Origin of the sequence: Mesorhizobium sp. Primo-A, from assembly GCF_003997175.1 — a bacterium.
GTDB classification, from domain to species: Bacteria; Pseudomonadota; Alphaproteobacteria; order Rhizobiales; family Rhizobiaceae; genus Mesorhizobium; species Mesorhizobium ciceri.
In genome coordinates this window covers 45,533-71,522 of the sequence record NZ_RZTG01000011.1, presented here as the reverse complement: position 1 = coordinate 71,522, position 25,990 = coordinate 45,533, and the positions used below count along the sequence as shown (strand labels likewise).

The 25,990-nt window shown below is 63.6% G+C and carries 25 protein-coding genes, 1 tRNA gene and 1 pseudogene; 17 read left to right on the top strand and 10 right to left on the bottom strand.

The features are described 5' to 3' along the window. The first annotated feature begins 34 nt into the window (after nt 1-34). The 7 genes and pseudogenes from EOC83_RS20785 (at nt 35) to EOC83_RS20755 (ending at nt 6,674) form a co-directional block, all read left to right on the top strand. A complete protein-coding gene (locus EOC83_RS20785; protein ID WP_063168760.1) occupies nt 35-1,210 on the top strand; it encodes an ABC transporter permease in 1,176 nt (391 codons plus the stop codon). Next, entirely contained in the window at nt 1,207-2,016 is an 810-nt protein-coding gene (locus EOC83_RS20780; protein ID WP_082826529.1) for an ABC transporter permease, read from the top strand. The genes EOC83_RS20785 and EOC83_RS20780 overlap by 4 nt, the downstream gene beginning before the upstream one ends. After that, nucleotides 2,013-3,191, top strand: a complete 1,179-nt coding sequence (locus tag EOC83_RS20775) for a M20 aminoacylase family protein (RefSeq protein ID WP_063168762.1) — start codon at nt 2,013-2,015, stop codon at nt 3,189-3,191. The genes EOC83_RS20780 and EOC83_RS20775 overlap by 4 nt, the downstream gene beginning before the upstream one ends. Next, nucleotides 3,191-4,624, top strand: a complete 1,434-nt coding sequence (locus tag EOC83_RS20770; RefSeq protein WP_063168763.1) for an FAD-binding oxidoreductase — start codon at nt 3,191-3,193, stop codon at nt 4,622-4,624. Before EOC83_RS20775 ends, EOC83_RS20770 begins: the two co-directional genes overlap by 1 nt. Then, nucleotides 4,621-4,989: an AraC family ligand binding domain-containing protein gene (locus EOC83_RS20765; protein ID WP_063168764.1), complete on the top strand. Its 369-nt coding sequence runs from the start codon at nt 4,621-4,623 to the stop codon at nt 4,987-4,989. The genes EOC83_RS20770 and EOC83_RS20765 overlap by 4 nt, the downstream gene beginning before the upstream one ends. 82 nt (nt 4,990-5,071) lie before the next feature. Continuing rightward, nucleotides 5,072-5,354 (top strand): annotated as a pseudogene (locus EOC83_RS20760) (tyrosine-type recombinase/integrase); the annotation flags it as partial. A gap of 156 nt (nt 5,355-5,510) precedes the next feature. Further along, nucleotides 5,511-6,674 carry a helix-turn-helix domain-containing protein gene (locus EOC83_RS20755; RefSeq protein ID WP_082826531.1) on the top strand — a complete coding sequence of 388 codons (1,164 nt, stop codon included), beginning with the start codon at nt 5,511-5,513 and terminating at the stop codon, nt 6,672-6,674. A 37-nt stretch (nt 6,675-6,711) separates the two neighbouring features. Here the strand turns inward: EOC83_RS20755 and EOC83_RS20750 are convergent. After that, nucleotides 6,712-6,787, bottom strand: a tRNA-Ile gene (locus EOC83_RS20750). Nucleotides 6,788-6,921: 134 nt separating this feature from the next. Here EOC83_RS20750 and EOC83_RS20745 point away from each other — a divergent pair. Then, a complete protein-coding gene (locus tag EOC83_RS20745; protein ID WP_013530175.1) occupies nt 6,922-7,635 on the top strand; it encodes an SIMPL domain-containing protein in 714 nt (237 codons plus the stop codon). A gap of 213 nt (nt 7,636-7,848) precedes the next feature. Here the strand turns inward: EOC83_RS20745 and EOC83_RS20740 are convergent, their stop codons facing one another. After that, nucleotides 7,849-8,205 carry a hypothetical protein gene (locus tag EOC83_RS20740; protein WP_013530174.1) on the bottom strand — a complete coding sequence of 119 codons (357 nt, stop codon included), beginning with the start codon at nt 8,203-8,205 and terminating at the stop codon, nt 7,849-7,851. Nucleotides 8,206-8,459: 254 nt separating this feature from the next. Then, the gene (locus EOC83_RS20735) at nt 8,460-8,906 is read right to left on the bottom strand and encodes a YcgN family cysteine cluster protein (protein WP_013530173.1); all 447 of its coding nucleotides are present in this window, start codon (nt 8,904-8,906) and stop codon (nt 8,460-8,462) included. A 197-nt stretch (nt 8,907-9,103) separates the two neighbouring features. On the opposite strand from EOC83_RS20735, the gene EOC83_RS20730 reads away from it, so the two are divergent. Together EOC83_RS20730 and EOC83_RS20725 are read left to right on the top strand one after the other, a co-directional pair. Further along, nucleotides 9,104-11,335 (top strand): OmpA family protein, encoded by a 2,232-nt coding sequence (locus EOC83_RS20730; protein ID WP_063168766.1) that lies wholly within the window; start codon nt 9,104-9,106, stop codon nt 11,333-11,335. A 306-nt stretch (nt 11,336-11,641) separates the two neighbouring features. Next, nucleotides 11,642-12,157: a TIGR00645 family protein gene (locus EOC83_RS20725; protein ID WP_013530171.1), complete on the top strand. Its 516-nt coding sequence runs from the start codon at nt 11,642-11,644 to the stop codon at nt 12,155-12,157. A gap of 126 nt (nt 12,158-12,283) precedes the next feature. On the opposite strand, the gene EOC83_RS20720 is transcribed toward EOC83_RS20725, so the two are convergent. The 3 genes from EOC83_RS20720 to EOC83_RS20710 form a co-directional block, all read right to left on the bottom strand. After that, nucleotides 12,284-13,150 carry an NAD(P)-dependent oxidoreductase gene (locus tag EOC83_RS20720; RefSeq protein ID WP_013530170.1) on the bottom strand — a complete coding sequence of 289 codons (867 nt, stop codon included), beginning with the start codon at nt 13,148-13,150 and terminating at the stop codon, nt 12,284-12,286. Between the two features lie 110 nt (nt 13,151-13,260). Then, on the bottom strand, nt 13,261-13,887 hold the full coding sequence (locus EOC83_RS20715) for a helix-turn-helix transcriptional regulator (RefSeq protein ID WP_063168767.1): 627 nt from the start codon (nt 13,885-13,887) through the stop codon (nt 13,261-13,263). 8 nt (nt 13,888-13,895) lie between these two features. Next, nucleotides 13,896-14,768 (bottom strand): S1C family serine protease, encoded by an 873-nt coding sequence (locus EOC83_RS20710; RefSeq protein WP_063168768.1) that lies wholly within the window; start codon nt 14,766-14,768, stop codon nt 13,896-13,898. 227 nt (nt 14,769-14,995) lie between these two features. Between EOC83_RS20710 and EOC83_RS20705 the strand changes: the two genes are divergently transcribed. Continuing rightward, nucleotides 14,996-15,946 carry a trypsin-like peptidase domain-containing protein gene (locus EOC83_RS20705; protein ID WP_013530167.1) on the top strand — a complete coding sequence of 317 codons (951 nt, stop codon included), beginning with the start codon at nt 14,996-14,998 and terminating at the stop codon, nt 15,944-15,946. A gap of 9 nt (nt 15,947-15,955) precedes the next feature. Here EOC83_RS20705 and EOC83_RS20700 read toward each other — a convergent pair whose 3' ends face one another. Beyond that, complete coding sequence (locus EOC83_RS20700; RefSeq protein ID WP_013530166.1) at nt 15,956-16,381, bottom strand: VOC family protein; 426 nt, start codon at nt 16,379-16,381, stop codon at nt 15,956-15,958. A 66-nt stretch (nt 16,382-16,447) separates the two neighbouring features. Between EOC83_RS20700 and EOC83_RS20695 the strand changes: the two genes are divergently transcribed. Further along, nucleotides 16,448-17,074, top strand: coding sequence for a TetR/AcrR family transcriptional regulator (locus EOC83_RS20695; protein ID WP_063168769.1), 627 nt, complete (start codon nt 16,448-16,450; stop codon nt 17,072-17,074). On the opposite strand, the gene EOC83_RS20690 is transcribed toward EOC83_RS20695, so the two are convergent. Continuing rightward, entirely contained in the window at nt 17,007-17,963 is a 957-nt protein-coding gene (locus tag EOC83_RS20690; protein ID WP_024505493.1) for a LysR family transcriptional regulator, read from the bottom strand. The two genes, EOC83_RS20695 and EOC83_RS20690, sit on opposite strands and share 68 nt — an antisense overlap. 113 nt (nt 17,964-18,076) lie before the next feature. On the opposite strand from EOC83_RS20690, the gene EOC83_RS20685 reads away from it, so the two are divergent. The 3 genes from EOC83_RS20685 to EOC83_RS20675 all read left to right on the top strand — a co-directional run bounded on the left by EOC83_RS20685 (nt 18,077) and on the right by EOC83_RS20675 (nt 22,829). Next, nucleotides 18,077-18,712 carry an FMN-dependent NADH-azoreductase gene (locus EOC83_RS20685; protein WP_024505492.1) on the top strand — a complete coding sequence of 212 codons (636 nt, stop codon included), beginning with the start codon at nt 18,077-18,079 and terminating at the stop codon, nt 18,710-18,712. A gap of 104 nt (nt 18,713-18,816) precedes the next feature. Next, complete coding sequence (locus tag EOC83_RS20680; RefSeq protein ID WP_244514334.1) at nt 18,817-20,259, top strand: 3' terminal RNA ribose 2'-O-methyltransferase Hen1; 1,443 nt, start codon at nt 18,817-18,819, stop codon at nt 20,257-20,259. After that, entirely contained in the window at nt 20,256-22,829 is a 2,574-nt protein-coding gene (locus EOC83_RS20675) for a polynucleotide kinase-phosphatase (protein ID WP_063168770.1), read from the top strand. Before EOC83_RS20680 ends, EOC83_RS20675 begins: the two co-directional genes overlap by 4 nt. A gap of 6 nt (nt 22,830-22,835) precedes the next feature. On the opposite strand, the gene EOC83_RS20670 is transcribed toward EOC83_RS20675, so the two are convergent. Both EOC83_RS20670 and EOC83_RS20665 read right to left on the bottom strand, forming a co-directional pair. After that, nucleotides 22,836-23,135, bottom strand: coding sequence for an AzlD family protein (locus EOC83_RS20670; RefSeq protein WP_013530160.1), 300 nt, complete (start codon nt 23,133-23,135; stop codon nt 22,836-22,838). Continuing rightward, nucleotides 23,132-23,866, bottom strand: a complete 735-nt coding sequence (locus EOC83_RS20665; RefSeq protein ID WP_013530159.1) for an AzlC family ABC transporter permease — start codon at nt 23,864-23,866, stop codon at nt 23,132-23,134. Before EOC83_RS20665 ends, EOC83_RS20670 begins: the two co-directional genes overlap by 4 nt. Before the next feature lie 170 nt (nt 23,867-24,036). Here EOC83_RS20665 and EOC83_RS20660 point away from each other — a divergent pair, with 170 nt between their 5' ends. Further along, the gene (locus tag EOC83_RS20660) at nt 24,037-24,495 is read left to right on the top strand and encodes an Lrp/AsnC family transcriptional regulator (RefSeq protein ID WP_063168771.1); all 459 of its coding nucleotides are present in this window, start codon (nt 24,037-24,039) and stop codon (nt 24,493-24,495) included. 126 nt (nt 24,496-24,621) lie between these two features. Continuing rightward, complete coding sequence (locus EOC83_RS20655; RefSeq protein ID WP_063168772.1) at nt 24,622-25,824, top strand: MFS transporter; 1,203 nt, start codon at nt 24,622-24,624, stop codon at nt 25,822-25,824. The last annotated feature ends 166 nt before the right edge of the window (nt 25,825-25,990 follow it).

Below are 25,990 nucleotides of genomic sequence, written 5' to 3'. Positions count from 1 at the left end.
AAAGCCGGCTATAAAGCGGCGCCAACGGGGCGGCATGCTCGCCCTGTTGACGGCCCCGCTTATCCTGTTCGTCGTCATTCTGTTTCTGTGGCCGGTGGCGCGCTTCCTCGCTCTGGCCGTCGACAACTCGGATTTTTCGAACAACCTGCCGCACACAATTGCCGCTCTGGCAGGCTGGAAAGCAGATAGCGGCCTGCCTGGCGAACCCGTCTTTGCAGCACTCGTCGAGGACCTGGCCGACGCGCGGCGCGCCGGAAAGGAAGGCGTACTGGCGCAACTCGTGAACCAGCGCGTCGTCGGCAGCCGTTTCCTCGTCATCAAGACGGCAAAGGATGCGGCCGACGGCAAGCTGACTATGCGTCCCGTGCGCGACGAGGTGCTCTCCAAACAGGCCGGCTGGAAAAATATCGATCTCTGGCAGGTCATCGCGCGTCAGCAAAGCGCGCGAACGGACTATTATCTGCTTGCGAGCCTTGACCTGAAGCGAGGCGCGGACAATTCGATCGAAGCCATTTCAGCCGATCGCGCCATCTTCGTCGACGCGCTGCTGCGTACGATCTGGATCAGCATCGTGGTGACCGTGATCTGCGCGGTGCTCGCCGTGCCGCTGGCGCAGGCAATTGTCAGCGCGCCGCCGGCCTGGTCGAAGCTCATGTTCGCGCTGATCCTGTTTCCGCTCTGGACATCGCTGCTGGTGCGCACCGTCATCTGGATCATCGTGCTGCAGAAGAACGGACCCGTGAATTCCACGCTGCTTGGCCTCGGCATCGTCAGCGAGCCGCTCAATCTCATTTACACACGCTTTTCACTCTACGTGGCAATGGTTCAGGTTCTGCTGCCCATGATGGTGCTCTGCGTCGTCGCCGTCATGCGGCGGGTTCCGACCACCTATATGCGCGCGGCACTGTCACTGGGCGCGCCGTGGCTCACAGCGTGGCGCCGCGTGCAGTTGCCGTTGATCCTGCCAGGAATCCTGTCCGGCGGGGCGATCGTTTTTGTCTTCGCACTCGGCTACTACATCACCCCGACGCTTGTCGGCGGGCCGACCGACCAGATGATCTCCAGCTACATAGCGTTCTACACGAACAGCACACTGAACTGGGGCATGGGTGCAGCGCTTTCGTTGCAACTGCTGATGATCCTCGTCCTGTTTGCATTCCTGTTCTGGACGGCGTCCGTCCTCTTCCGCCGCAAGGCGCATGTCGCATGAGCGCCGACCGCTTTCGGAAATGGCTGATGTATGCCTATGCGGCGACATTGCTGGCGTTCATCATCCTGCCCCTGCTGATCGTGATCCCCATGTCGCTGACCTCGAGCAACTCGCTGGCGTTTCCGACGCCGGGCTGGTCGCTGCGCTGGTATGCCGAACTGTGGGTCGACCAGCGCTGGCCGACCGCGCTGTGGAACTCGGTCGTCATCGCGCTGTCCACCACGGTTCTGGCGCTGCTGCTCGGCATACCGGCGGCGATCGGGCTCGCCTGGGGCGATTTTGCCGGCAAACGGATCCTCTATGCGATCATCGCCGCGCCCTTGGTGACGCCAGTCGTCATTGTCGGCGTCGCGGCCTTTTCATTCTTCGCCACACTGGGACTCGTTGGCAACAAGCTATCGATCATTCTGGTGCATACGGCCATGGCCGTGCCTGTGATGCTGACGACTGTCGTCGCCAGCCTTTCGACCTTCGACCGGACGTTGGTTCGCGCGGCGGCATCGCTCGGCGCCGGCACCATGCGCACATTCTTCAAGGTAGTGCTGCCGCTGATAGCGCCGGGCGTCATTACAGGGGCCATCATCGCCTTCATCATCTCTTTCGACGAAGTCGTCGTCGCAAGTTTCCTCTCGACGGGCGCAGAGCGAACCTTGCCTCGCATGATATTCTCCGGGGTGCGCGAGTCCATCAGTCCCGCCATCGCGGCCGTCGCCGTGCTGCTGATCGCTTTCTCGGCAATCCTGCTTGTGGTCATCGCCATCCTGCAGAGCCGCTCACAAACTCTTCGCGCAAAGGCATCGGCATGAGACTGGTACCCTCGGTGCAGCAACTAGAGACAGAGATGACGGCCTGGCGGCGGCATCTGCATGCCAATCCAGAACTCGGCTTCGAAGAGTTCGAGACGGCACGTTTCGTGGCGGACAAACTGCGCTCGTGGGGCATCGAGACGACCGAAGGTGTCGGCCGCACAGGCGTCGTCGGCACGCTCAGGGGCAGGCTCGGCGCTGGTCGCAGCCTGAGCATTCGCGCCGATATGGACGCCCTGCCGATGACCGAGGCGCGGCCGCTGCCGCATGCGTCCCGCGTCCCCGGGAGGATGCATGGCTGCGGCCATGACGGCCACACGACAATGCTGCTCGGCGCAGCGTCAGCACTTGTTCGCTCGCCCGACTTCGCCGGCACGGTGCATTTCATCTTCCAGCCGGCCGAGGAGGGTCGAGGTGGGGCGCTTGCCATGCTGGATGAGGGCCTTTTCCAGCGTTTCCCCTGCGATGAAGTTTACGCGCTGCACAATTGCGAACGGCCGCTCGGCGAGATCGCCGTCCACCGCGGAACGGTGGCCGCGGCGGCCGATCGCTTCGAGATCGTCGTCCACGGCAGGGGCGGCCATGCGGCGACACCGCATCTGGCGATCAATCCACTCCCCATCGCCGCGCGCATCCTGCTCGCAATCGAAGCCCTGCCCGGCCGCCTGACCGATGTGCACGCTCCGGCAATCGTCACCGTTGGCAGCCTGCGCGCAGGCGAAGCCTTCAACACCATCCCCGATACGGCGTTTCTGACCGGCACCGTGCGCACCTTCGACCATCAGGTTCAAAAGACGCTGGAGACGGCAATCCGCCGCATCGCGAAAAACGAGGCTGAAGCTTTTGGCGCCAGCGTCGACATTCTCTATGAAACGCCCTTCGCGCCGACGATCAACACCCCGGCGCAAGCCGATGCGATGATCGCGATTGCGAACGAGGTGATGGGACCGGAACGTCTCGTCGTCGATCCGCCTCCCGAGATGGGCTCGGAAGATTTCTGCTACATGTTGGAACAGCGGCCGGGCTGCTATTTCTTGCTCGGCCAGGCCGACGATGCGCATCAGGCTGCGGCTCACGACACCAACTACGACTTCAACGACGCAATCCTGCCGATTGGCGCCAGCCTTTGGGTCAGGCTGGTGGAGCGCCGCCTGTCGGCCAGAGGCGCATCGTGATGCAACTGACGGAAAAGGACATTGTTTGGCGAAGCCATTGGCTGCGGCAGGTCCTGCCCGAGGACCCAGACCTTGCGCCTCCGCTCGAAGAGGCAACGCAGGCCGACATCTGCATCGTCGGCGGCGGGTATCTTGGATTGTGGACGGCCATCCGCCTCAAGGAGCACAATCCAGGCTTCGATGTTGTCATTTTAGAGCGCGACATTTGTGGTGGTGGCCCGAGCGGCCGCAATTCCGGAATGGTGCTTTCGGCATGGACCAAATACAGCGCGCTTGTCGCCCTGCGCGACGGAACCGACGCGCTTTCGATCATCAAGGCATCCGAAGCCGCGATCGGCGGCATCGAGGCTTTCTGCAAGGTCGAGGCGATCGACGCCTGGTTCGATCGCATCGGCTGGATCTGGGGCGCGACGTGCGAAGCACAGCTTGGCGCCTGGGACGACGCGTTGAACAAGCTGGCGGCGCATGGCTACGTGCCTGCGCGACGCGTTTCGCGCGACGAGATCGCGGCGATGGCAGGCACGACGAGCCACCTCGGCGGCGCGTTCGACGCTTCGTCGGCAACAGTGCATCCCGGATTCCTGGTGCGCGGCCTGCGTCGTGCAGCGCTAAAGCGCGGCGTTCGGATCTATGAAAAGTCGCCGATGAAGCGGTTTTCACGACGGGGCAAGCTCACGGTGGAAACGGCGAAAGGAACTGTATCCTGCGGCAAGGTCGTGCTTGCCATGAATGCCTGGTCCGGCGCGATTCCGGAACTGGCCCCTGCGATCTTCAACATCTCCAGCGACGACGCCATGTCACAGCCCATTCCAGACCTTCTCGACAAGATCGGCTACCGCCGGGCGCCGCTGATGATCGATTCCCGCGTCTTCGTTGGCGGTTGGTCTCCGACGCGCGATGGTCGGCTGTCCGTCGGCGTCAGCGGTGGCGTTATTGGCTTCGGCGGCATCGTCGACCAGCGTTTCCATGGCCAGTCGCCCCGTGTCGCCGAAATGCGTCGCGCGCTGCGGGACGGCCACCCGGCGCTCGCCGATTTTCCGCTCGAGACATCATGGAACGGCCCGATCGACCGGACGGTGAGCGGCGTGCCACTTTTCGGCGCTTTGCGCGCCAACCGCGATGTCGTTTACGGCTATGGCTTTTCCGGCAATGGCACGACAATGGCTTATATCGGCGGCGAGATCCTCACCGGCCTGTTGACTGACGGTGAATCGGAACTGACGCATTCGGCGCTGGTTCGTCCGGTAACGCGCGGTTTCCCGCCCGAACCCTTTCGCTTTGTCGGTGCACATTTTGTCCGCGGCGCTGTGCGTCGGCGTGACGATTTCGAACATGCCGGGCGCAAGCTCGATCCGGTGACGAGATGGCTCGCCGGGCTGGCTCCGTCCGGCGTCACTCCCTCCAAAGCCAATCTTCGCGCAAAAAAGGGATGACGATGTCCAAGGCCAAGATTTTCAAGCACAGCGAGTTGACCCTAAAGCCATCGGTCACGCCGACCGGAACGTCTTCGATCGCGCGCGTGATCAATGCCGAGATCAGCCGGACCATGGGCGGCGGCATCGAGTATCTGGAGAACGCCTCGATCGACTGGACCGTGACCTATGACGAGGTGCTGTTCATCCATGAAGGCACGCTGACGATCGAACTGGATGACGGCCGCCACGAATGCCGCCCTGGCGACATCGTCTGGCTGCCCAACGGCACCCACCTCAAATACATCGCCACCGAGCGTACCGGCTATTTTTACTGTCTGTACCCATACGACTGGGCAGCACGGCAAGGGACGGTAGAACCTTGAAGTGGCAGGCATATCATGGATTGGCCCTTCACGGCGCAGTTCCGGGGTAGCGAAACTGCTGTTTTGGCATCTCCGCGCCGACCGGCGCGGCGAAACAGTTCTAGTCACGGAATATGGCCAACCTTTCTCGCCGAAATCTCTGACCGGTGCTATGACCCACTGGTGCGCTCTCGCGGGATTGCCGAAGGGCCTTACGCTGCATGGTCTGCGGAAGTCACTTGGGGTCTATCTCGCCGAAGCGGAGGCATCCACCAGGCAGATGTTGGATGTCTCGGCCATGACGACATTGACCATGCCGAACTCTATTCCCGGGAAGCGTCGCAGGTGCGTTGGCTGTGCAGGGCATGGACCGAGTCGTACGGCTGGTAACGCGCTTGGCGAACCTCGTGGCGAACCTGTCAATAAACCCATTGATAATAATGCCCTTCCCGAGAGATGGGTGACAGTTCATTCTGGATAGATGGGTTACACTTTCGGCCCTTTGCAAGGAGAGCAAGGTGCCTTGGAGGGAGTGTAACGTCATGGAAGAGCGGCTGAAGTTCGTCGCCCGGCTGCTGGACGGCGAGAAGATGGCGATGCTTTGCCGGGAGTTCGATATCTCGCGCAAGACCGGCTACAAGATCCTCACGCGCTACAACGACAGCGGCCTGGAGGGGCTGACGGACCGATCGCGGCGGCCCTATCGCCACGCCAATCAGCTTCCGTTTCAAATCGAGAAGCTGATTGTGCGCCTCAAGCAAGACAAGCCGACATGGGGTGCGCCGAAGATACGCGAGCGGCTGGCCCGGCTGTATCCGGATGTGCACCGGCCCGCGATCTCGACGGTGCATGCCGTGCTCGACCGCCACGGCATGGTCGAGCGCCGCAAGCGCAGGCGCAACAGGGCGACGGGGACACCACTTTCAAACGGCTGTCGCCCTAACGATCTTTGGTGTGCCGACTACAAGGGCGAGTTCATGCTCGCCGATCGGCGCTATTGCTATCCGCTGACCATCACCGACTTCGCCAGCCGTTATCTCATCGCCTGCGAGGCGCTCTCGACCACCAAGGAAGCCTATGCCTTCACCGTGTTCGAAAGCGTTTTCAAAGAGTTCGGCCTGCCCAGCGCGATCAGGACCGACAATGGCGTTCCCTTCGCCAGCCCCAACGCGCTGTTCAATCTCAGCAAACTGTCGGTCTGGTGGCTGCGCCTGGGCATCGACATCGAGCGCATCAAGCCGGGCTGTCCGCAGCAGAATGGCCGCCATGAGCGCATGCACCTCACCCTCAAGAAGGAGACCACCAAACCGGCCGGCGCCAATTTCCTTCAACAGCAGGCCAGGTTCGATGACTTCATCGACGAGTTCAACTCACAACGCCCGCACCAGGCGCTCGACATGGACTGCCCGGCCGAGCGCTACACGCCCTCAACGCGTCCCTACACCGGCTTGCCCGATCTCGACCACCCGTTTCACGACAAGGCCGTCACCGTCACCACCTGCGGCCGCATCTGCTATAACCGCAAGAAGATCAACCTCAGCCTTGTCTTTGCCGGCCAGACCGTCGGAATCAAACAGGTCGAGGACCATATCTGGCTGGCTAGCTTCATGGACTATGATTTGGGATATTTCGACGATGAGACATGCAGGCTCGAACCACTCCAAAACCCCTTCGGGCCAAAAGTGTTACCCATGTCTCCGGTATAAACCGTAACCTATGTGTCCGGAACGGACCTAACGGTAATGGTGGGCCCGGAGGGACTCGAACCCCCAACCAAGCGGTTATGAGCCGCCGGCTCTAACCATTGAGCTACAGGCCCCACGCGGGCTGGATTAATGTTTTTCGCATCGCGGCACAAGGCTTTCCCGACGGGCTTCCCCAGATCGCCCAAATCAACCCATAATCGCGCTCTACGCGACGTCTGCGACTTGATCGCAGACCAAGGAGATTTTCATGACCAGACATCTTTTGCCTCTCGCGCTCGCCGCTGCAATCGCTTTTCCGGCGATGGCTGGAGCCACCGATCTGCCGACGCCGCCCCGCATCATCGTGTCGGGCGAAGGCGAAGCAACCGTGGCCCCCGATCTGGCGGTCCTGACGCTGAGCGTCATGCGCGAGGCCAAGACCGCGCGCGCCGCGCTCGACGCCAACAATGACGCCATGGCCGCCGTGATCGCGGCGATGAAGTCCGCCGGCATCAAGGACCGGGACCTGCAGACCGCCGGCATCCAGATCAACCCGCGCTACAACTACACCAACAAGCCGGACGGCAGCCAGGAAGCCGAACTCGTCGCCTATCAGGTGACCAACACGCTTTCGGTGCGGGTGCGCGATGTCGACAAGACCGGCGAGATCCTCGACAAGGCGGTGTCGCTCGGCGTCAACCAGGGTGGCGGCATCGCCTTCACCAATGACAACCCGGCAGCCACGGTCACCGAGGCGCGCAAGAAGGCGGTCGCCAACGCCATGGCCAAGGCCAAGACGCTGGCCGAGGCCGCAGGCGCCAGCCTCGGCCGGGTGCTCGAGATATCAGATCAGAACATTGCGCCGGCGCCGATGCCGATCAACGCCAAGGCCTTCGATGCCGCGGCGGGTGGCGCGGCTCCCGTGCAGGCCGGCGAGAATTCCTACAATGTCCAGGTGACCGTCACCTTCGAACTGAAGTAAGCGGCTCTGAGGATCCGTGGCTGGGTCTTGCCCAGCCACCGATGCATCACCAGCCAATAGCGCGCATGAAAAACCCCGCGGGATTGCTCCCGGGGGGTTTTTTCGAGCCACACCCTTCAAACGGAAAGGGGCTCCGCTAGTCCCAGCTGATCTTGCTAAAGATCATGCTGCCAGGCTGACCCTCAAAGAGGGGTCGGCCTTAATTGTCGAACCTCAGCGATAGATAACCGGGCAGCCGCGCTCATTGGCGAACACCACCACGACACGGTCGCCGTCCTGGCGGCCCGCCACCTTCACCGTACGACGGTTGACGTCGACGATGCGGACACGGTGGAGACCCATGCGTTCGGCCTTGTCGAGGGCGCGGTCCGGCGAACAGCCACGGCGCCAGTCGCCGCGGCGTTCATCACGGCGATGGCGATAACCGTCGTCACCGGTATAGACGCCGAAACGCGGGTCGTTGTTGTTGCCGAAGCCGAGATAGAGGCTGTCGGCGTGGGCGGGAACGGCCGCCAGTGTGCCGAGACCGACCAGGGCCGAAAGGGCTGCCGTCTTGATCGTGTTGAACATCGTCTTCTCTCCTTTTTGCGGGCCTTCGCCCGTCCTCGTGAACCGATGGGGGGAGAATGCGCTTGCCTGTCTGAACTCTTTACGAACCTGCCGTTCATCTCCGGTTCATATGGCGGGAAGAAGGAAGTTCCGGCCATTCGCCACCGTCCCCAGCCCTTGGTGAAGGCCGGAATGCCTGACTCGGCGCCCTATTCCGAGCCCGCGGATTGGCCGGAAGTCGTGGAACGTAAGGCTGTTGCTCGCCGCCGCTGGTCCTACGGCTCCTCGTCCAGCACATAGTCAAAATAGTCTTCCGGCTCGGCAAGATCGGTTTCACTCGCTTTGACCCGGCCGCGCATCGAGATGCCGGCTTCATGCACGGTCTCGGCGCTGCCAGACACCAGCCGGTGCCACCAGTAGAGGTCGCGGCCCTCGGCAACCAGCCGATAGGCACAGGTACTGGGCAGCCAACTGATGGTTCGCACATTCTGCGGCGTCAGCCCGACGCAATCGGGAACGCGCGCCAGCCGGTTGGCGTAGTCCGAACAGCGGCAGGTCTCGGCGTCGAACAGCCGACAGCCGACGCTGGTCCAGTAGATCTCGCCAGTGTCCTCGTCCTCAAGCTTTGACAGGCAGCATTTACCGCAGCCGTCGCACAGCGATTCCCACTCGGCCGGGCTCATCGCCTCCAGCGCCTTGGTTTTCCAGAATGGCGTTTCCATTTCCCGGATGTGGCCCCGGCCGCGGGCAAGGTCAAGCGCGGCAATGGTCGCAATTGCGGCTATCGCCAGGTGAATGACATGAAGTTGCCTTCAAAAGGTCGGTCAATCGCCCCGTACGGCCTCTATCCGTGCCAGACTGGAACCAATCGGCACAAGATCGGTTTCGGCAAGGATGGGACCCCACAAGGAGAATTTCGATGAAACGCCAACCACGGATTCTGGCAGGCACCGCACTTGGCCTGTTGATGGCATCCGCGCCGTTGGGCGCGTTCCCGCTTCAGGGAAGTGTCGCGTCCGGTCTTGCCCAGCGCACGGCAACCCCATTCATCCTGGCGCAAGCAGCATGCGCCGAGGGCGAATCGGCCGAGGCCTGCGCGCAGAAGCAGCAGGCGGAACCCGAACAGAAACACGAGCGCAAGAAGGCCGAGCCTGAACAGCAGGCCGCGCCTGCCCAGAGCGAGCAGCCCGCCGAGGAGCAGCAGCCACGCCGGAAGAAGCGCGACCAGCAGCAGCAGGCCGAGCAGGCGCCCGCCGAACAGGCCGCTCCCGCCGAGGAACAGCAGCCGCGCAGGAAGAAGCGTGATCAGCAGCAGCAGGCCGAACAGGCGCCGGCCGAACAGGCAGCACCCGCAGAGGAACAGCAGCCGCGCAGAAAGAAGCGTGACCAGCAGCAGCAGACCGAGCAGGCGCCGGCCGAACAGGCAGCACCGGCAGAGGAACAGCAGCCGCGCAGAAAGAAGCGTGACCAGCAGCAGCAGACCGAGCAGGCGCCGGCCGAACAGGCAGCACCCGCAGGGGAACAGCAGCCGCGCAGGAAGAAGCGTGACCAGCAGCAGCAGACCGAGCAGGCGCCGGCCGAACAGGCAGCACCCGCAGGGGAACAGCAGCCGCGCAGGAAGAAGCGTGATCAGCAGCAGCAGACCGAGCAGACGCCGGCCGAACAGGTCGCGCCGGCCAACGACAATCAGCCCGGCGAGCAGGCCCAGCCGCGCAAGAAGAACAGGCAGGATCAGCAAGCCCAACCTGAAGTCGCCCCGACGCCGAAGGAAGCTCCCGCTGGAGAGGCGACGGCCCCTGCCGGCGAGCAGCCGGCGGCCCAAGGCGAGCAGCCCCAGGACACGACGAAGAAGCACGGCAGGAAACCTGTTGGCGAGCAGCCGGCGACGGCCGAACAACCCACCACCGGCGAACAACCGGCCAATGGTCAGACGGCAGCACCGGCACAGGGCGAAAACCCGGTGCAAGGCGAAGCACCGGCCGATCCAAACGCCGCTCCCATCCTGGACAGCCAGAAGGACGTCGAGCGCAGGGGCGGCGGCCGCAAACGTGGCGACAAGAATGCTCAGCAGGATGGCGAGCAGCAGAATGGCGGGCAAAATGCCCAGCAAGGTGGCGATCAGGGCCGCAAGCCGGTGGCTGCTCCCGTCGACCAGGGTCCGCCGCCCACCGACGACAGGGCCGCACAGCAGGAGATCAAGCCCGAGAAGATCGTCCCGGTGACCGAGGAGAAGGGCACGCGCGTAGAGCGTGCGCCCGATGAGATCGCCCGCGATCGTCGGCGTCCGAAAGGCGTCGACGTCGTCAGGAAACTCGGCGATCGCGTCATCCTACAGTTCAACAACCAGACATTTGTCCAGAGCAATGACGCCCCGCGCGTCACCCGCGGTGCCAAAGAAGTCTACTATGAGGATCTGTCGGGCGATCGCACCCGGGAAATCGTCGAGCGTGACAACGGTGTCCGGATCGTCACCATCCGCAACCGCTATGGCGACGTTATCCAGCGTTCGCGCATCGCGCCGGATGGACGCGAATATGTGCTGAGCTATGTCGACGAGCGGCACTATCAAGATGACAGCGACTGGCGTGATCCCGGCGACGACCTGCCGCCGATGCGGCTGACCATCCCGCGCCGGGAATACATTCTCGATTCCGAGGACGTCGAGAGCCCCGATGACTACTACGAGTTCCTCGAACAGCCCCCGGTCGAGAAGGTCCAGCGCCTCTATTCGATCGACGAGGTCAAGCGTTCGGCCCGCGTGCGCGACATCGCACGTCGCGTCGATCTCGACACGCTCAACTTCGAATTCGGTTCGGCCTCCATCTCCGACACCGAGGTGCAGAAGCTCGAGGGCGTAGCGACGGCCATGGAGAAGCTGTTGAAGAAGAACCCGGCCGAGACCTTCCTGATCGAAGGTCACACCGACGCGGTCGGCACACCGGAGGCTAACCTCGCTCTTTCCGATCGCCGTGCGGAAGCGGTGGCGGAGGCTCTGACCAATGCCTTCGGCATCCCGCCGGAAAACCTGACGACACAGGGCTATGGCGAGGAGTATCTGAAGGTCAACACGGCGGCGCCCAACCGCGAGAACCGCCGCGTCGCCATCCGCCGCATCACCTCGCTGGTGGCACCGGTCGCCAGCAACAATTAGGTCATGATTTCAAAATCATGACCCGGTTTGTGGAATCGGCAAGAGAAGCATCCACCCCCGGCACAGCCGGGGGTGGATGGATGTGCGGGGTTCAACAAGAATTGTACGGGCGTTAGACACGGCTCATTGAATCGCGAGCGCAGCCACCCCAGATTCGGTGCTGGGCGTTCCCTGCCCCGTCCCGACTCCAGCGGGACGCATTGAGCCCCGCCGGACTTTGTTCGGCGGGGTTTTTTGTCTTGCAAACGGTGGCGGCCTCGTCGAATACGGCCATTGTCTGAGAGATCAACCCGCCGGAATCATCCCATGAAGCGTCTCGAACTCGCCATCGAATCGATCATTCTCGCTTCACGCTGGCTGCTCGTCGTTTTCTATATAGGCCTGGCCCTGGCATTGGCCGTCTATGCGCTGTCCTTCGGCAAGAAGCTCTATGAGTTCATTAGCCTGGCGTTCACGCTCGGTGACACCGACACCATCCTGAAGATGCTCGGCTTGATCGATGCCGCGCTGGTTGCCTCGCTGGTGGTGATGGTCATCATCTCGGGCTACGAGAATTTCGTCAGCCGCTTCGACGACCAGGACGGCGGTGTGCACTGGCTGGGCACCATCGATGTCGGTTCGCTGAAGGTCAAGGTTGCCTCGACCATCGTCGCCATCTCGTCGATCCACCTCTTGCAGGTGTTCTTGAACTCATCGTCCTACACGACCGACCAGTTGATGTGGCTGACCATCATCCATCTCGCCTTCGTCGTCTCGGCGCTCATGCTCGCCTATATCGACCGGCTGATGGGCCTGAGCAAAGGCAAGAAGGACGAGGCGTGAGCCTGCGCCCGCCGGACGTTGAATCAATCCCGCAGGAACGATGCCCTACCGCCTTGTTCGAGCAGGGCTTTCCCTGCGGGTGGCGAAGGGCTTGGCTCGACGCCCGTCGCGTCAAAACAAAGAGCTCTAGTAAATATTCCTGATCTTGCTGTCCGTGCGGGCAAACACCTCGTCGGGGACAAAAAAGTCGCCGGCCAGCGGCCCGGTCGCATCAGGCGCATAGATCGAGAAATCGCTGACGCCCTCGGCGCGCAGCACCTCTTCGTCGATGTAGAAGTTGCCAGTCGCTTCGCGCGCCGGCCGCATAAAGATGGCATGCGCAGCATCGGCCATGATGTCGGGCAAACGGCTCATTGCCGCCACCGTCGCGCCGCCCAGCAGATTGCGCACGGCTGCCGTGTCGATGGTCGAAATCGGCCACAGTGAATTGACGGCGATGCCGTCCTTGGCGAACTCGGCGCTCATGCCCAGCGTGCACATCGACATGCCGAACTTGGCCATCGTGTAGGCGACATGGTTCTTGAACCACTTGGCCTTCATGTCGAGCGGCGGTGCCAGATTCAGGATGTGAGGATTGCTGGCCAACTTCAGGTGCGGAATGCACATTTTGGACACCAGGAAGGTGCCGCGCGTGTTGATCTGATGCATCAGGTCGTAGCGCTTCATGTCGGTTTCCAGCGTGCCGGTGAGCTGGATGGCGCTGGCATTGTTGACGCAGATATCGATGCCGCCGAACTTTTCCACGGTCCTGGCGACCGCCTCGGCCACCTGTGCCTCTTCACGGATGTCGCACAGCACGGGCAGCGCCTTGCCGCCGGCCTGCTCGATCTCTTCTGCCGCGCTATAGATTGTGCCGGGCAGCTTCGGATGCGGTTCGGCGGTTTTGGCCGCGATCGTCACATTGGCGCCGTCGCGCGCCGCGCGCAGCGCGATCGCCAGCCCGATGCCGCGCGATCCGCCGGAGATGAACAGCGTCTTTCCCTTGAGCGACATTTCCTTGCGCCTCCCTTGCAACACGTCAGACGCGAAGCTTTGCGCGGCGGGCGACCACAGCGCAAGACCCGACACGCCGGACACCGCGTTACGCAGCGTAGGGTTTATGACTAAACCAGCACCAGCCCCTGCCGCATCGCAGTGGCAATCGCGTCGGTGCGGTTGGCGGCACCGAGCTTGATCAGGATTGCGGCGACATGGAACTTCGCGGTGTGCACGGAAATGTTCAGCCGCCGCGCGATCACCTTGTTGGGTGCGCCCTCGGCCAGCAGCGCCAGCACTTCCGCCTCGCGCGGCGACAGCGAAGGACGGACGGCATGCTCGTCGGAGGCTTCATCTTCGAACGGCTCGCCATCGCCAGTATGGAAATCCTCATGGCGTCCGGTTCTGCGCTCGCCCGATACCCGATAGCCGGCCGCCGCCAGCCGCGCCGCCGCAGCGATCAACAAATCGTCCGCGCCCGTTTGGAGGACGGCCAACACCTCGCCCGCGGGCCGTTCGCCAGCGCGTCCCGATAGCAGAACCCGGGGAATGGCGGCCGGCACGGCACCGCCGCTGCTGTCGTCAACGATGGCGACGTCAGCCCTGCCGGCCACCACCGGCAGCAGGTCATCGCTCGCGGCCAGCGAGGCCGCCAAGCGCTCGGCGCGCGACGCATCGCCAAGCGCAATCAGCACCACCAGCCGCCGCGAGACGGCACCGTCATGCATGATCCGGTCGCTGGTGAGCGTGTCCATCACTCCTCTCAGGAAAGCGGCTTTTCGCCGATGGTCAGCCCGACATCGCGCTGTTCGCCGCCGCGCACCACGCCGAGCGTCACCGAAGCGCCCGCACTGTCTGGTCCGAGCCTGCGGATCAGGTCGCGCGGGCCATGCACCGCCTCACCGTTCCACGCCACGATGATATCGCCGAGAGAGAGACCGGCGGCCTTGGCGGGACCATCGTCATCGAGGCTCATCACCATCGCGCCATGCGCGTCGCGGTCGCGTACCGGATGCAGGCCGGCGCCGAGATAACCGCGCGCGACATGGCCCTTTTCGCGCAGCGTCGCAACCGCCCGCTCGATCGTCTCGTAAGGCATGACCAGCGCCCGGTGGCGCGGCCCGAACAGCAGCATGCCGATCAGCGCACCCTTGGCGTCGAGAACCGGGCCGCCCTCGAAACGGCCGCCGGCACCGACGGCCAGATTGATGCGCCGGTCGATGGTGCCGCCGCGCATCGAGCGCCAGGCCGGACCGACTTCGCCTACCGAGCCCGAAACGGCCAGAGCCGACCCGTTGCTATTGCCGATGGCGATGGCAATGTTGCCTGGCCGCACCGCGTCAGCCCTGGCCAACGGCACGGCGTTGATGGCCGTAGCCGGCTTCAGCAGGGCAACGCCAGTCGACGGATCGCGGCCGACCAGTTCTGCCTTCACCGCCTCACCCGAGGCCAGCGTCAGTTCGATCTCCTCGCCGGCCTCGACAGCCTCCTCGGCGGTGACGAAATAACCGTCACGCCAGTGGAAGGCGCTTGCCGTGCGGTGATGATGCGTGGCGAAGCCAGCCGTTGCCGCTGCCGCCTGGGCGGCGAGATCGGCGATGGCTTGCGAAAACGCACTCAGATTGAAATCGCTCATATTGGTCTCCTGGGTTCATCCATGCCCCAGATATCGCTCGACAGCGCGTTCAGAGGTACTCGCCTGAAGGCTAGTTGCCGGTTTGACTGGCCATCTGGTCAGGTCGCGGCGGTTCCAGCCGCTCCGCACATATAGTGCGTGTCGCCCAAAAGTGCTCAGCGGTTTTGGGACAACGACGCGCACAGGAAAAAAATCATCCTTTCGCCCGAAAAATACGGAGCCCTTCCATGGCCCTCGCCGCAGCCAAATTCGAACCTGACGATACATTGCTCGACGCATATTCGACGACCGTTGCGGACGCCGTCGACCGCATCGGCCCGGCCGTCTGCCGCATCGAACGCGTCGGCGGCCAGGGCGGTCACGGCTCCGGCTTCGTCATCGCGCCGGACGGACTGGTCGTCACCAATTTCCACGTCGTCGGCGATGCCAGGACAGTGCGCGTCTCGATGCCGGACGGCGCCTCCCGCGAAGGCCGCGTGCTCGGCCGCGATCCCGACACCGACATCGCGCTGGTGCGCGCCGACGGCAGCTTTGCCGATGTCGCACCGCTCGCCGATTCCAAGCGGCTGCGGCGCGGCCAGATCGCCATCGCCATCGGCAATCCGCTCGGCTTTGAATGGACCGTCACCTCCGGCGTCGTCTCGGCGCTCGGCCGCTCCATGCGCGCCTCGACCGGCCGGCTGATCGACGACGTCATCCAGACCGACGCAGCGCTCAACCCCGGCAATTCCGGCGGGCCGCTGGTTTCGTCGGCCGGCGAGGTGATCGGCGTCAACACCGCCATGATCCATGGCGCGCAGGGCATCGCCTTCGCTGTCGCCTCCAACACCGCCAATTTCGTCATTTCGGAGATCATCCGCTTCGGCCGTGTCCGCCGCGCCTTCATCGGCGTCTCGGCCGACACTGCCAGTTTGCCGCGCCGCGCCGCCCTGTTGTCGCAAGTCTCGACCAGCACGGCGGTTCGCCTGCGCAGCGTCGAGAAGGACGGCCCGGCGGCCAAGGCCGGCCTGAAAGAAGGCGACATCATCGCCGCCATCGACGGCCGTCCTGTCACCGGCGTCGACGACCTGGTGCGCATGCTCGACGCCGAACGCATCGGCCGCGAGACGCTGTGCACCGTCGTGCGCCGCACCGGTGTCAGCCAGGTGACGGTGACGCCGGTGGCAAGGGCCAGTTGAGGCGGGCGCTCAGGCTCCCGCCACCCCTTCCGCATACTGCGCCAGAAACGCCTCGCTCGGCGGGATCGGCTTGATGACGTCGATCAGCACGCCATTGGGGTCCTTGGTGATGAAATGGCGCTGGCCGAAGGGCTCGTCGCGCAGCGAGCGCAGGATCGGCAGGCCGGCGGCGACGACGCGCTCATAGACAGCGTCCGGGTCGCGAACCTCGAAATTGATCAGCAGGCCCGAAGCGCGGCCCCGCCCCTCTTCCGGGATGGTCTCATGGTCGCCCTGGACGATGCCGAGATTGACTCTTCTGTCCTCCCCCGATTGCAGATGCACATACCAGTCGCTTTCGAACAGGGGCTGGAAGCGGAAATGCTTCACATAAAAGGCCGCCGTGCCGGCGACGTCGCCGGTCATCAGCACCGGGTAATAGCTCGTGGTCTTCATCTTTCCTTCTCCCGTCAATTAACATACAGTCTGCATGTAAACCGAATTAACATACAGGCTGCATGTATGCAACAAGATTTCGCGCGTCGTTCCAACCGCGACCGCACCGAAGCCACGCGCGCCCACCTGATTGCCGCGGCGCGAAAGCTGTTCACGGAGAAATCCTATTCCGAGACCGGCACGCCGGAGATCGTCGCCGCCGCCGGCGTGACGCGCGGCGCGCTCTACCATCATTTTGCCGACAAGCAGGCACTGTTTGCTGCCGTGGTCGAGCAGGAGGCGGCAGCGGTCGCCGAGGAGATCGAGCGCGCCTCGCCGCCATCGCTGTTTGCCCATGACGCGCTGATTGCCGGCTCCGACGCCTATCTCGCCGCCATGCGCGCGCCCGGACGCACGCGGCTGCTGCTGCTCGACGGCCCGGCCGTGCTTGGCCGCGCCGCCATGGACGCGATCGACAATCGCCACGGCAACCGCTCTCTGCGCGAAGGGCTGGTCGCGGCGATGCGGGCGCAGACGATGACGAGATTGCCGGCCGACGCGCTGACAGCACTGCTCGGCTCCGCCTGCGACCGTGCCGCCCTGGCCATCGAGGCCGGCGCCTCAGCGCAAGATTACCGCGCCGTGCTCATGGCGCTGATCGATGGGCTGTCTCGTGCTCCTCATCCGGCACCTCGCCCGGTTCGAACTCGTTGAAGCAGCCGAGCTGGCGCTTGAACTGGTCGATCAGCCAGGCCGCCGCCGGCTTCGGGCTGCGATCGCTGCGATGCATGGCAAACAGCGGCGAGCTCACCTCCCTGAAGGATTCGAGGTCGATCTCGACCAGCCGGCCGCTCGCCAGGTCGTCTGATATCAGCCAGCGCGGCAGCCCGCCCCAGCCCAGCCCCTCGCGCATCAGCATATGCTTGGTGCGCACATCCGTCAGCCGCCAGGTACGGTAGGCATAGACGCCGAAGTCGCGCCCCTTGGTGCGCTCCGACTGGTCGGTGACGACAAGTTGGGTGTGTTCGCGCGCATCCTCGATCGCCACCGGTTTCGGCAGCAAGGCCAGCGGGTGGGTGGGCGCGGCGGCCAGCACGATCGACATGAAGCCGATGCGCACAAGGTTCACGTCGACATCGCCCAGCAGGCCGCCAATGCCAAGGTCGGCCTGACCGCTGACGACATGGTCGGGGATCAGGCCGAGCGTGCCGATGTGCAGCCGCAGCATCACGGTCGGAAACTGCGCCTCGAATGCCTTCAGCACCCGAACCAGCACCGGTGACGGCAGCGTCGCGTCGACCGACAGCGCGACCTCGGCCTCGAGCCCCTGGTGGTGGCCGTCGACGCGCGAGCGGATGCGCTGCAGCACGCCGATCATGCGCCGTGCGTCCTCCAGCATTGCCCGGCCGATCTCCGTCAATTGCGGCTCGCGCGTGCCCTCGCGCTCGAACAGTTTCAGCCCAAGCTGCGCCTCGAGATTGGCGATGCCGTAGCTGATGACGGACTGTGCCCGGTTGAGCTTGCGGCCGGCGGCCGAGAAGCTGCCGGCTTCGGCGACTGTCACAAAGATCTGAAGTTGATCGAGCGTCGGGTTGGGCTGCATCGTTATATCCAACTTATGGATGGATCGTATAGAAAATATACCAGTTTATTGAATGGATCGAAAGCCCCATATCTGGCGGGACAAATCATTCCAACCGCTGGAGAGAGCCCAAAATGTCCATTCTTCTTGTCACTTCGAGCCCGCGCGGCGCTGCCTCGCATTCGACCCGCATCGCCACCGAATTCGCCGAAAAGCTCGTCGCCGCCGATCCGTCGAACACGCTCGTCGTGCGCGACCTCGTCGCCAATCCGTTGCCGCACATCGATGCCGACTATGCGACGGGCATCTATACCCCGGCCGAAGCGCGCACCCCGCGCCAGGCTGAAGTCGTCGGCGTCTCCGATGTCGTGCTCGACGAGCTATTCGCCGCCGACACGGTGATCCTGGCCACCGGCTTCATCAACTTCAACATCTCCTCGACCCTGAAGTCATGGGTCGACCACATCTCCCGCTCCGGCAAGAGCTTTGCCTATGGCGAGAACGGCCCCAAGGGTCTGGTCACCGGCAAGAAGGTCTATATCGTGCTGGCTTCCGGCGGCATCTATTCGGAAGGTGCGGCCGTGCAGTTCGATCACGCCATTCCCTACCTGCGTGGCGTGCTCGGCTTCCTCGGCATGACCGATGTCGATGTCATCCGCATCGAAGGTGTCGGCATGGGCCCTGACGCGGTGACAGCAGCGCTCGCCAAGGCGACCGCCAAGGTCGACGCCGTCGTGGCCGCCAGCCGGGACGTCGCGGCTGCCGCATAAGGCGCTGCGGCCACCCACCCGAAATTGAAAAAGGCAGGCGCGTACGCGCCTGCCTTTTTCTTGGCGGCGCGACAAAGTTACGTGTGGAAAATGGATGTATTGCGTTGGATAAATTGCAGCGCAACGCCATTGGTTATTCTGCTGTTCTGCGTTATCGGTCGCCGATGTTCCTTTCCGTCGCTACAACGCAACGTCCGGCCACAGATCTCGGCTTCTTGCTGCACAAGCACCCCGAACGTCTGCACGAGACTGACCTATCCTTCGGCAAGGCTTGGCTGTTCTATCCGGAAGCGACCGACGAGCGTTGCGAGGCCGTACTTCTGCTAGACGTCGACCCTATAGGGCTAGTGCGAGGCAAGGGGCAGGCAGAAGGCTTGTTGGACCAGTATGTGAACGACCGCCCGTATGCGGCATCGTCCTTCCTGTCAGTGGCATTGAATAAGGCGCTGCGAACCGCGATGACCGGCATATCAAAGGAACGCCAGCAACTGGCCGACAGCGACCTGCCGCTCGAAACCGTGGTGACCCCGCTGCCGATGCGCGGCGGCGAGGCTCTCGTGCGGGGTCTGTTCGAACCCTTGGGATGGTCCGTTGACCTGACACCGATCGAAACTATTGGATCCAACACAGGCGGCCCCCGATACGGTCATCTTAGGCTGACCGGCACCGGCCGGCTAAGCAGCCTGCTCAATCACCTCTATGTCCTGATCCCGGTGATGGACGACGCCAAGCACTACTGGGTTGGCGAGGCCGAGATCGACAAGCTGCTGTCCAAAGGCGAAGGCTGGCTGGAAAACCACCCAGCCAAAGACCTAATCGTGCGCCGTTATCTGCGCAACCGGGGTGCGTTGGCCCGCATCGCCCTAGAGCGACTGGCTCCCGAGACGGCTGGTGAGGCCCTGCCTCCCGAAGCCCGGATTGCGCCCGAGGAAGCGCTCGAGGCGCCCATCCGACTGAATGACCTGCGCATGGACGCAGTGGTCCGAGCCATCCGCGCGACCGGCGCGACCAGTATTGCAGATCTGGGATGCGGCGAAGGCAAGCTTCTCTATCGGCTCGTGCGCGAACGATGGGTCCACAAGATGTTCGGACTCGACCCTGCCGTTCGTGAGCTGGAACGGGCTGCCAAGCGTCTCAAGCTGAACGAGTTCGGCGGACCGCCCGAAGGCCGTGTCACGCTGATGCATGGATCGCTGACATATCGCGACAGCCGCTGGGCAGAAGCTGATGTTGCCGTGTTGGTGGAGGTCATCGAGCATCTCGACGAAGACAGATTGCCCCTAATCGAACGTGTTGTCTTCGGCGAGACGGCGCCCAAAACCGTGATCGTGACCACGCCCAACGCCGATTATAACGCCTTGTTTCCCAATCTGGCTCCCGGCGCCTTTCGCCATCCGGATCACCGTTTCGAATGGAGCCGCGTTCGGTTTGAAGCCTGGGCGGCCCGGATCGGCAAGGCCTATGGCTACAGCGCCGCATTCAGCGACATCGGAGCCGTGCACCCAGTCCTGGGGGCGCCGACACAGATGGCGGTGTTCACCCGATGAGAGAGCCCGACAAGACCGATCTCGCCATCCCTGACTTCGCCCTGGTCGTGCTGATCGGATCGACGGGATCAGGCAAGTCGACCTTCGCCGCCAGGCACTTCCTGCCGACAGAAATCATCTCCTCGGATCGCTGCCGCGCGCTAGTCAGCGACAACGAGACTGATCAGGATGTCTCGGCAGATGCCTTCGATTTGGCGCGCGAGATTGCCAGCAAACGGCTCAAGTATCGCAAGCTGGCCGTCATCGATGCCACCAACGTGCGAGCCGCTGACCGCAAGGCCTGGATCGAACTTGCGCGCAAGTGGCACACCTTGCCGGTCGCCGTGGTCATCGATCCAGGTGTCGACGTCTGCGTCGCTCGCAACGCGTTGCGACCCGACCGGCCGTTCGGCGCCGGCGTGGTCCAGCGCATGACCACCGAAATTCGCAAGGGCCTCGGCGGGCTGCAACGCGAAGGTTTCCGCCAGGTCTGGAAGCTTACCAGCGAGGCCAGTATCGACACCGCCAGGGTCACGCGCCAGCCATTGTGGACCGACAAGCGCGACCACCACGGTCCGTTCGATATCATAGGCGACATCCACGGCTGCGCCGATGAACTTCAGGCCTTGCTCGCTCAACTCGGTTACAGCGTCGCCTGGTCCGAGGATCATGGCGAACGAATCGTCGCTGTGACACCGCCGGAAGGCCGCAAGATCGTCTTTGTCGGCGACCTCGTCGATCGCGGTCCCAACGTGCCCGACACCTTGCGCATCGCCATGAGCATGGTCGCGGCCGGAGCCGCCTACTGTGTCCAGGGCAATCACGAACGCAAGCTCAGCCGCTGGCTGGAGGGCCGCAAGGTGACGATTGCCCACGGCCTGCAACAAACCATCGATCAGCTGGACGCTCAGGATCGCGGCCTGCGAGAGGCTTTGCCGGCCTTCCTCGACAGCCTGCGCAGCCACGTCTGGCTGGATGACGGACGCCTCGCCGTCGCCCATGCCGGCCTCAAGGAAGAGATGATCGGACGTGGCTCCGGCGCTGTGCGCGAGTTCGCCCTCTATGGCGAAACCACTGGCGAAATCGACGAATTCGGCCTGCCCGTCCGTGCCGATTGGACTGCCGCCTATCGCGGCAAGACCGCCGTGGTCTACGGGCACACGCCGGTGCTGTCGGCCGAATGGGTCAACAACACGCTGTGTATCGACACCGGTTGCGTGTTCGGCGGCAAACTGACGGCCTTGCGCTGGCCGGAACGCGAACTGGTCGAGGTGCCGGCAATCCAGACTTGGTCCGAACCGGTGCGCCCACTAGGTGGATCCTCCGGTCTGGGCAGATCGGCACAGGCCGACGCCGACGGGGTGCTCGACTATGAGGATGTCTCTGGTCGACGTTGGATCGAGACCGAACTGAGGGGCCGGGTCGTTGTGGCCGAGGAGAACGCGTCGGCAGCACTTGAGGTGATGAGCCGTTTCGCATTGTCGCCGCAGTGGTTGATGTATCTGCCACCGACGATGTCGCCATCGGAGACCAGCAGCCAAAGCGGCTGGCTGGAGCGCCCCGAGGAGGCCTTCGCCCATTTCCGCGAGCGTGGCGTCACCCAAATCGTTTGCGAGGAGAAGCACATGGGTTCGCGGGCAGTCATCGCGCTGTGCCGAGACGCACAGGCGGCGCGCGACCGGTTCGGGGTCCCTGGCGACGAGACCGGCGCGATCTGGACCCGGACCGGACGCTCCTTTTTCAACGGCACTGGCATGACGGAGGGCCTGCTCGCCCGCCTCCGCGCCAGAGTCGAGGCTGTGGACCTATGGAAGGAATTGAACAGCGATTGGCTGCTGCTGGACGCCGAGATCATGCCCTGGTCGGCCAAGGCCAGCAGCCTGATTGAAAGCCAGTATGCACCAGTAGCGACGTCTGCGGCCGCAGGCCTCCAAGCCAGTCGCGAGGCGCTGGCCCGTGCGATGGCGCGTGGCATCGATGCGGCCTCGCTGGACGCTCGCCTTGAGGACCGGGCCGCGCGCGCGGCCAGATACGCTACCGCTTGGGCGCCTTACGTGTGGCCTGTCTCGGGCATCGAGGACCTGAAGGTCGCACCATTCCACCTGCTCGCCAGCGAGGGACGTGTCTGGTTCGATCATGACCACGTTTGGCACATGACACTTGCAGAGCGCCTGGCTGCCGGCGTGGTAACGCGAACACAATGGCGGGTGGTAGATCTGGCCGACGCCGGCGCTTGTGCCGAGGCTGTTGCCTGGTGGGAGACGCTGACCGGCTCGGGCGGCGAAGGCATGGTGGTGAAGCCGCGCGACTTCGTCAGCCGGAACAAGAAGGGGGTTATCCAGCCGGCGCTGAAGGTGCGCGGCCGGGAGTATCTGCGCATCATATATGGCCCTGAATACGACGCACCGGACAATCTCGTGCGCCTGCGGGAACGAGGCTTAGGTGGCAAGCGTAGTCTGGCGCTCCGGGAGTTCGCGCTCGGTCACGAGGCGCTGAAGCGGTTTGTCGCCAGGCAGCCCCTACGGCGTGTCCACGAGTGTGTTTTCGGCGTCCTGGCGCTGGAGAGCGAGCCAATAGATCCAAGGCTGTAGTCTAGACTACCCAATGAAATGCCTGAGCAACCCCGCCGAAGCGACCCCGATCAGCACGGTCGGCAGCATGGAAAACCGCGTGGCGGCTGCCAGAGTAACAGCCAGCGCCAGAAGATCCGCCGGGGACTTCGATACGAAGGCCGGTGCGATGACAGAGATCAGCACGCAGCCGGGCGCAGCTTCCATCACAGCCGTGGCACGGGCGCCCAGCGTGCGGTTGCGTAGGACGACATAGCCGCCGATCCGCGTCAGATAAGTGACGCCGGCCATCAGCACGATGGTGAGAAGGGTCACGGCATCAATCATGCATCACCTGCCATCAGCCAGGCCGCGACCAGACCCGACATGGCGCCGGCGGCGACATACCAGGCACCGGGAACGAAGAGATAGACCAGTGCTGCAACGACCAGGCTGACCAGCCAGGGCCGCGCCGCCGCCATACCCGTCCACATGCCGCGCATCAGCACCAGGAAGACAGCCGGGAACGCCATGTCAAAACCATAGGTCTCGACATGGCCAAGCATCGGACCGAGCAAGGCACCCAGCGTGGTGAAGGCCACCCAGGTGAGATACATCGCCAGCGCCGCGCCCATATAGTAGCGCGGGCTGAAGGCCGGCGTGATGCCGGCTGCAGCACGCAGTTTGGCATCGGCCAAGCCCAGCGCCCAGCTTTCATCGCACATAAGGAAAAGCGCCGGAAACACCTTGCGCCGTGGCAGGTCGCGCAGGAACGGCGCCAGTGCCGCCCCCATCAGCAGGTGACGGCTGTTGACCAGGAAGGTGATGGCGACGATGAGCACGATGTGCGGCGGCGACGTCCACAACTGGATCGCCGCGAACTCCGAACCGCCGGCGAAGTTCAGCCCTGTCATGGCAGACAGTTCGACCGTGCTCAAGCCTTTCTGCGTCGCCTGGGCGCCAAGCACCAGCGCATAGGGGATGGTGCCGAACAGCACCGGCGCGCAGGACGCCACGCCACGGCGGAATTCGGATTTCGAACCATCTGCCACCGTCTCGACTGCCTGTGAAATGCTCATGTGTCTTCATCGGCTGACCTCGCGGCCGCCGCTTCTCTGCGTTTGAAATCAACTGATGTCGGCAGCAAACATACCGAAATCGGTCCGCAATTTGGTTGCGGAGATTGTTGTATTTCGCCGAGTTCTGGCATTTTATGTTACAAATTTTCGAATAGATGGAATCTGTAGCCATGAAGCTGGATGAGATCGACAAGCGGATTCTGCGGGCGCTGCAGCGCGACGGCCGCATGGCCAACAACGATCTGGCCAATGAGGTCGGGCTGTCGCCATCGCCTTGCCTGCGTCGCGTGAAGCTGCTGGAGGAAGCCGGTGTCATCGACCGCTACGTCGCCGTGCTCAACCCGGCCAGCATCGGCAAGGGTCTGACCTTCTTCACCCGCATCTGGCTGAAGACGCAGGACGAGGACACGATCGAGCATTTCGCCACCGAAGTCGCCAAGCTGCCGCAGGTGATGGAGTGCTATCTGATGCTCGGCGATTGCGACGCCATGGTGCGCGTGGTGGCGGCCGGCATCGACGACTATCGCCGCTTCCAGTCGGAGCATCTGAGCCGCATCAAGGGCGTGCAGAACGTCAAGACCGACGTCCCCAGCCAAACGATCAAATACACGTCGGAACTGCCGGTCTGATCTGCTGAAAACGGCGTCGGGCCAGACTGGATAAAAAATGCAACCGGATTGTAGGATCAGCCTCGCTGCCGGCGTCCTTCGGATGCAAGCAGCGCTGAGCGCTGCCCTCTGGCATGGGAGATTTGAATGAGCTTTTCCTATCGTTGGGTCATCGTCGCGGCTGGCGCGCTGATGTCCTGTGTCGCCATCGGGACGATGTTTTCGCTGGCGATCTTTCTCGAGCCGATGGCGATCGACACCAACTGGTCGCGCGCCGGCATTTCGAGCGCCATGACGCTCAACTTCCTGGTGATGGGCCTTGGCGGCTTCGCCTGGGGCGCGATATCGGACCGTTTTGGCGCCCGCATCGTCGTGATGACCGGCGCGGTTCTGCTCGGGCTGGCGCTGGTGCTGGCCAGCCGGGCCGGTTCGCTGCTGAGCTTCCAGATTACCTATGGCGTGCTGGTCGGCCTCGCGGCAAGCGCCTTTTTCGCGCCGATGATCGCGCTGACCACAGGCTGGTTCGACACCAACCGTAGCCTCGCCGTCTCGCTGGTCTCGGCCGGCATGGGCGTGGCGCCGATGACGATTTCGCCCTTCGCCCGCTGGCTGATCTCCGCCTATGACTGGCGCACCGCCATGTTCGATATCGGCATTACCGCCTGGCTATTGCTGTTGCCGGCGGTGCTGCTGGTGCGCCAACCACCGAAGCCCGTCATGGCCGATACCGGCTCCGCGCCGGTTGCCGAAGGCGCCGGCCTGACGGTCGGCAAGGCGCTGCGCTCACCGCAGTTCATCGTGCTGGGGCTGACCTTCTTTGCCTGCTGTGCGGCGCATTCCGGCCCGATCTTCCATATGGTCAGCTATGCCATGCTGTGTGGCGTCGCCCCCATGGCAGCGGTCTCGATCTACAGTGTCGAAGGCCTGGCAGGCCTCGGCGGCCGGCTCTTCTACGGCGTGCTGGCCGACCGGCTGGGCGTCAAGCCGGTGCTGATCGCGGGCCTGGCGATCCAGGCGATCGTCATTGCCGCCTATCTCTCGATCAGCCGGCTTGAGCAGTTCTACATGCTGGCCGTTATCTTCGGTGCCACCTATGGCGGCGTCATGCCGCTCTATGCGGTGCTGGCGCGCGAATATTTCGGCCAGCGCATCCTCGGCACCGTGTTCGGCGCCGCCACCATGCTGTCCAGCCTCGGCATGGCGCTGGGCCCGCTTGCCGGCGGCATGGTGTTCGACGCCTACGCCAACTATTCCTGGCTGTTCATCGGCTCGGCTCTTATCGGGCTCGGCGCGGTCGGCATCGCCATCGCGTTTCCGCCGCTACCGCGCAGGGAGTTGCAGCCGGCTTAGTCCGCGTCGATTTCCACACCTTGCTGGCCAGGCGCGCAATCAGCCTGGCCCGTTCGGTTCACTGCGGATTCCCCCTTGCGCGAGGCAGCTTACGGCCAACGTTTGCAGGCAAGCGATCTCGACTGAGCTCGCGCATCCAGTCCACGCCAGAGAGGACACCCTGATG

What these genes read in the sequence shown, in the direction of transcription:
- EOC83_RS20735 (WP_013530173.1), bottom strand. Translation starts at nt 8,906, where the DNA reads ATGGAAACGCCATTCTGGAAAACCAAGGCGCTGGAGGCGATGAGCCCG.
- EOC83_RS20685 (WP_024505492.1), top strand. Translation starts at nt 18,077, where the DNA reads ATGTCCATTCTTCTTGTCACTTCGAGCCCGCGCGGCGCTGCCTCGCAT.
- EOC83_RS20655 (WP_063168772.1), top strand. Translation starts at nt 24,622, where the DNA reads ATGAGCTTTTCCTATCGTTGGGTCATCGTCGCGGCTGGCGCGCTGATG.
- EOC83_RS20780 (WP_082826529.1), top strand. Translation starts at nt 1,207, where the DNA reads ATGAGCGCCGACCGCTTTCGGAAATGGCTGATGTATGCCTATGCGGCG.
- EOC83_RS20730 (WP_063168766.1), top strand. Translation starts at nt 9,104, where the DNA reads ATGAAACGCCAACCACGGATTCTGGCAGGCACCGCACTTGGCCTGTTG.
- EOC83_RS20665 (WP_013530159.1), bottom strand. Translation starts at nt 23,866, where the DNA reads ATGAGCATTTCACAGGCAGTCGAGACGGTGGCAGATGGTTCGAAATCC.
- EOC83_RS20770 (WP_063168763.1), top strand. Translation starts at nt 3,191, where the DNA reads ATGCAACTGACGGAAAAGGACATTGTTTGGCGAAGCCATTGGCTGCGG.
- EOC83_RS20775 (WP_063168762.1), top strand. Translation starts at nt 2,013, where the DNA reads ATGAGACTGGTACCCTCGGTGCAGCAACTAGAGACAGAGATGACGGCC.
- EOC83_RS20695 (WP_063168769.1), top strand. Translation starts at nt 16,448, where the DNA reads ATGCAACAAGATTTCGCGCGTCGTTCCAACCGCGACCGCACCGAAGCC.
- EOC83_RS20690 (WP_024505493.1), bottom strand. Translation starts at nt 17,963, where the DNA reads ATGCAGCCCAACCCGACGCTCGATCAACTTCAGATCTTTGTGACAGTC.
- EOC83_RS20675 (WP_063168770.1), top strand. Translation starts at nt 20,256, where the DNA reads ATGAGAGAGCCCGACAAGACCGATCTCGCCATCCCTGACTTCGCCCTG.
- EOC83_RS20725 (WP_013530171.1), top strand. Translation starts at nt 11,642, where the DNA reads ATGAAGCGTCTCGAACTCGCCATCGAATCGATCATTCTCGCTTCACGC.
- EOC83_RS20785 (WP_063168760.1), top strand. Translation starts at nt 35, where the DNA reads ATGCTCGCCCTGTTGACGGCCCCGCTTATCCTGTTCGTCGTCATTCTG.
- EOC83_RS20660 (WP_063168771.1), top strand. Translation starts at nt 24,037, where the DNA reads ATGAAGCTGGATGAGATCGACAAGCGGATTCTGCGGGCGCTGCAGCGC.
- EOC83_RS20720 (WP_013530170.1), bottom strand. Translation starts at nt 13,150, where the DNA reads ATGTCGCTCAAGGGAAAGACGCTGTTCATCTCCGGCGGATCGCGCGGC.
- EOC83_RS20745 (WP_013530175.1), top strand. Translation starts at nt 6,922, where the DNA reads ATGACCAGACATCTTTTGCCTCTCGCGCTCGCCGCTGCAATCGCTTTT.
- EOC83_RS20700 (WP_013530166.1), bottom strand. Translation starts at nt 16,381, where the DNA reads ATGAAGACCACGAGCTATTACCCGGTGCTGATGACCGGCGACGTCGCC.
- EOC83_RS20715 (WP_063168767.1), bottom strand. Translation starts at nt 13,887, where the DNA reads ATGGACACGCTCACCAGCGACCGGATCATGCATGACGGTGCCGTCTCG.
- EOC83_RS20670 (WP_013530160.1), bottom strand. Translation starts at nt 23,135, where the DNA reads ATGATTGATGCCGTGACCCTTCTCACCATCGTGCTGATGGCCGGCGTC.
- EOC83_RS20740 (WP_013530174.1), bottom strand. Translation starts at nt 8,205, where the DNA reads ATGTTCAACACGATCAAGACGGCAGCCCTTTCGGCCCTGGTCGGTCTC.
- EOC83_RS20705 (WP_013530167.1), top strand. Translation starts at nt 14,996, where the DNA reads ATGGCCCTCGCCGCAGCCAAATTCGAACCTGACGATACATTGCTCGAC.
- EOC83_RS20755 (WP_082826531.1), top strand. Translation starts at nt 5,511, where the DNA reads ATGGAAGAGCGGCTGAAGTTCGTCGCCCGGCTGCTGGACGGCGAGAAG.
- EOC83_RS20765 (WP_063168764.1), top strand. Translation starts at nt 4,621, where the DNA reads ATGACGATGTCCAAGGCCAAGATTTTCAAGCACAGCGAGTTGACCCTA.
- EOC83_RS20710 (WP_063168768.1), bottom strand. Translation starts at nt 14,768, where the DNA reads ATGAGCGATTTCAATCTGAGTGCGTTTTCGCAAGCCATCGCCGATCTC.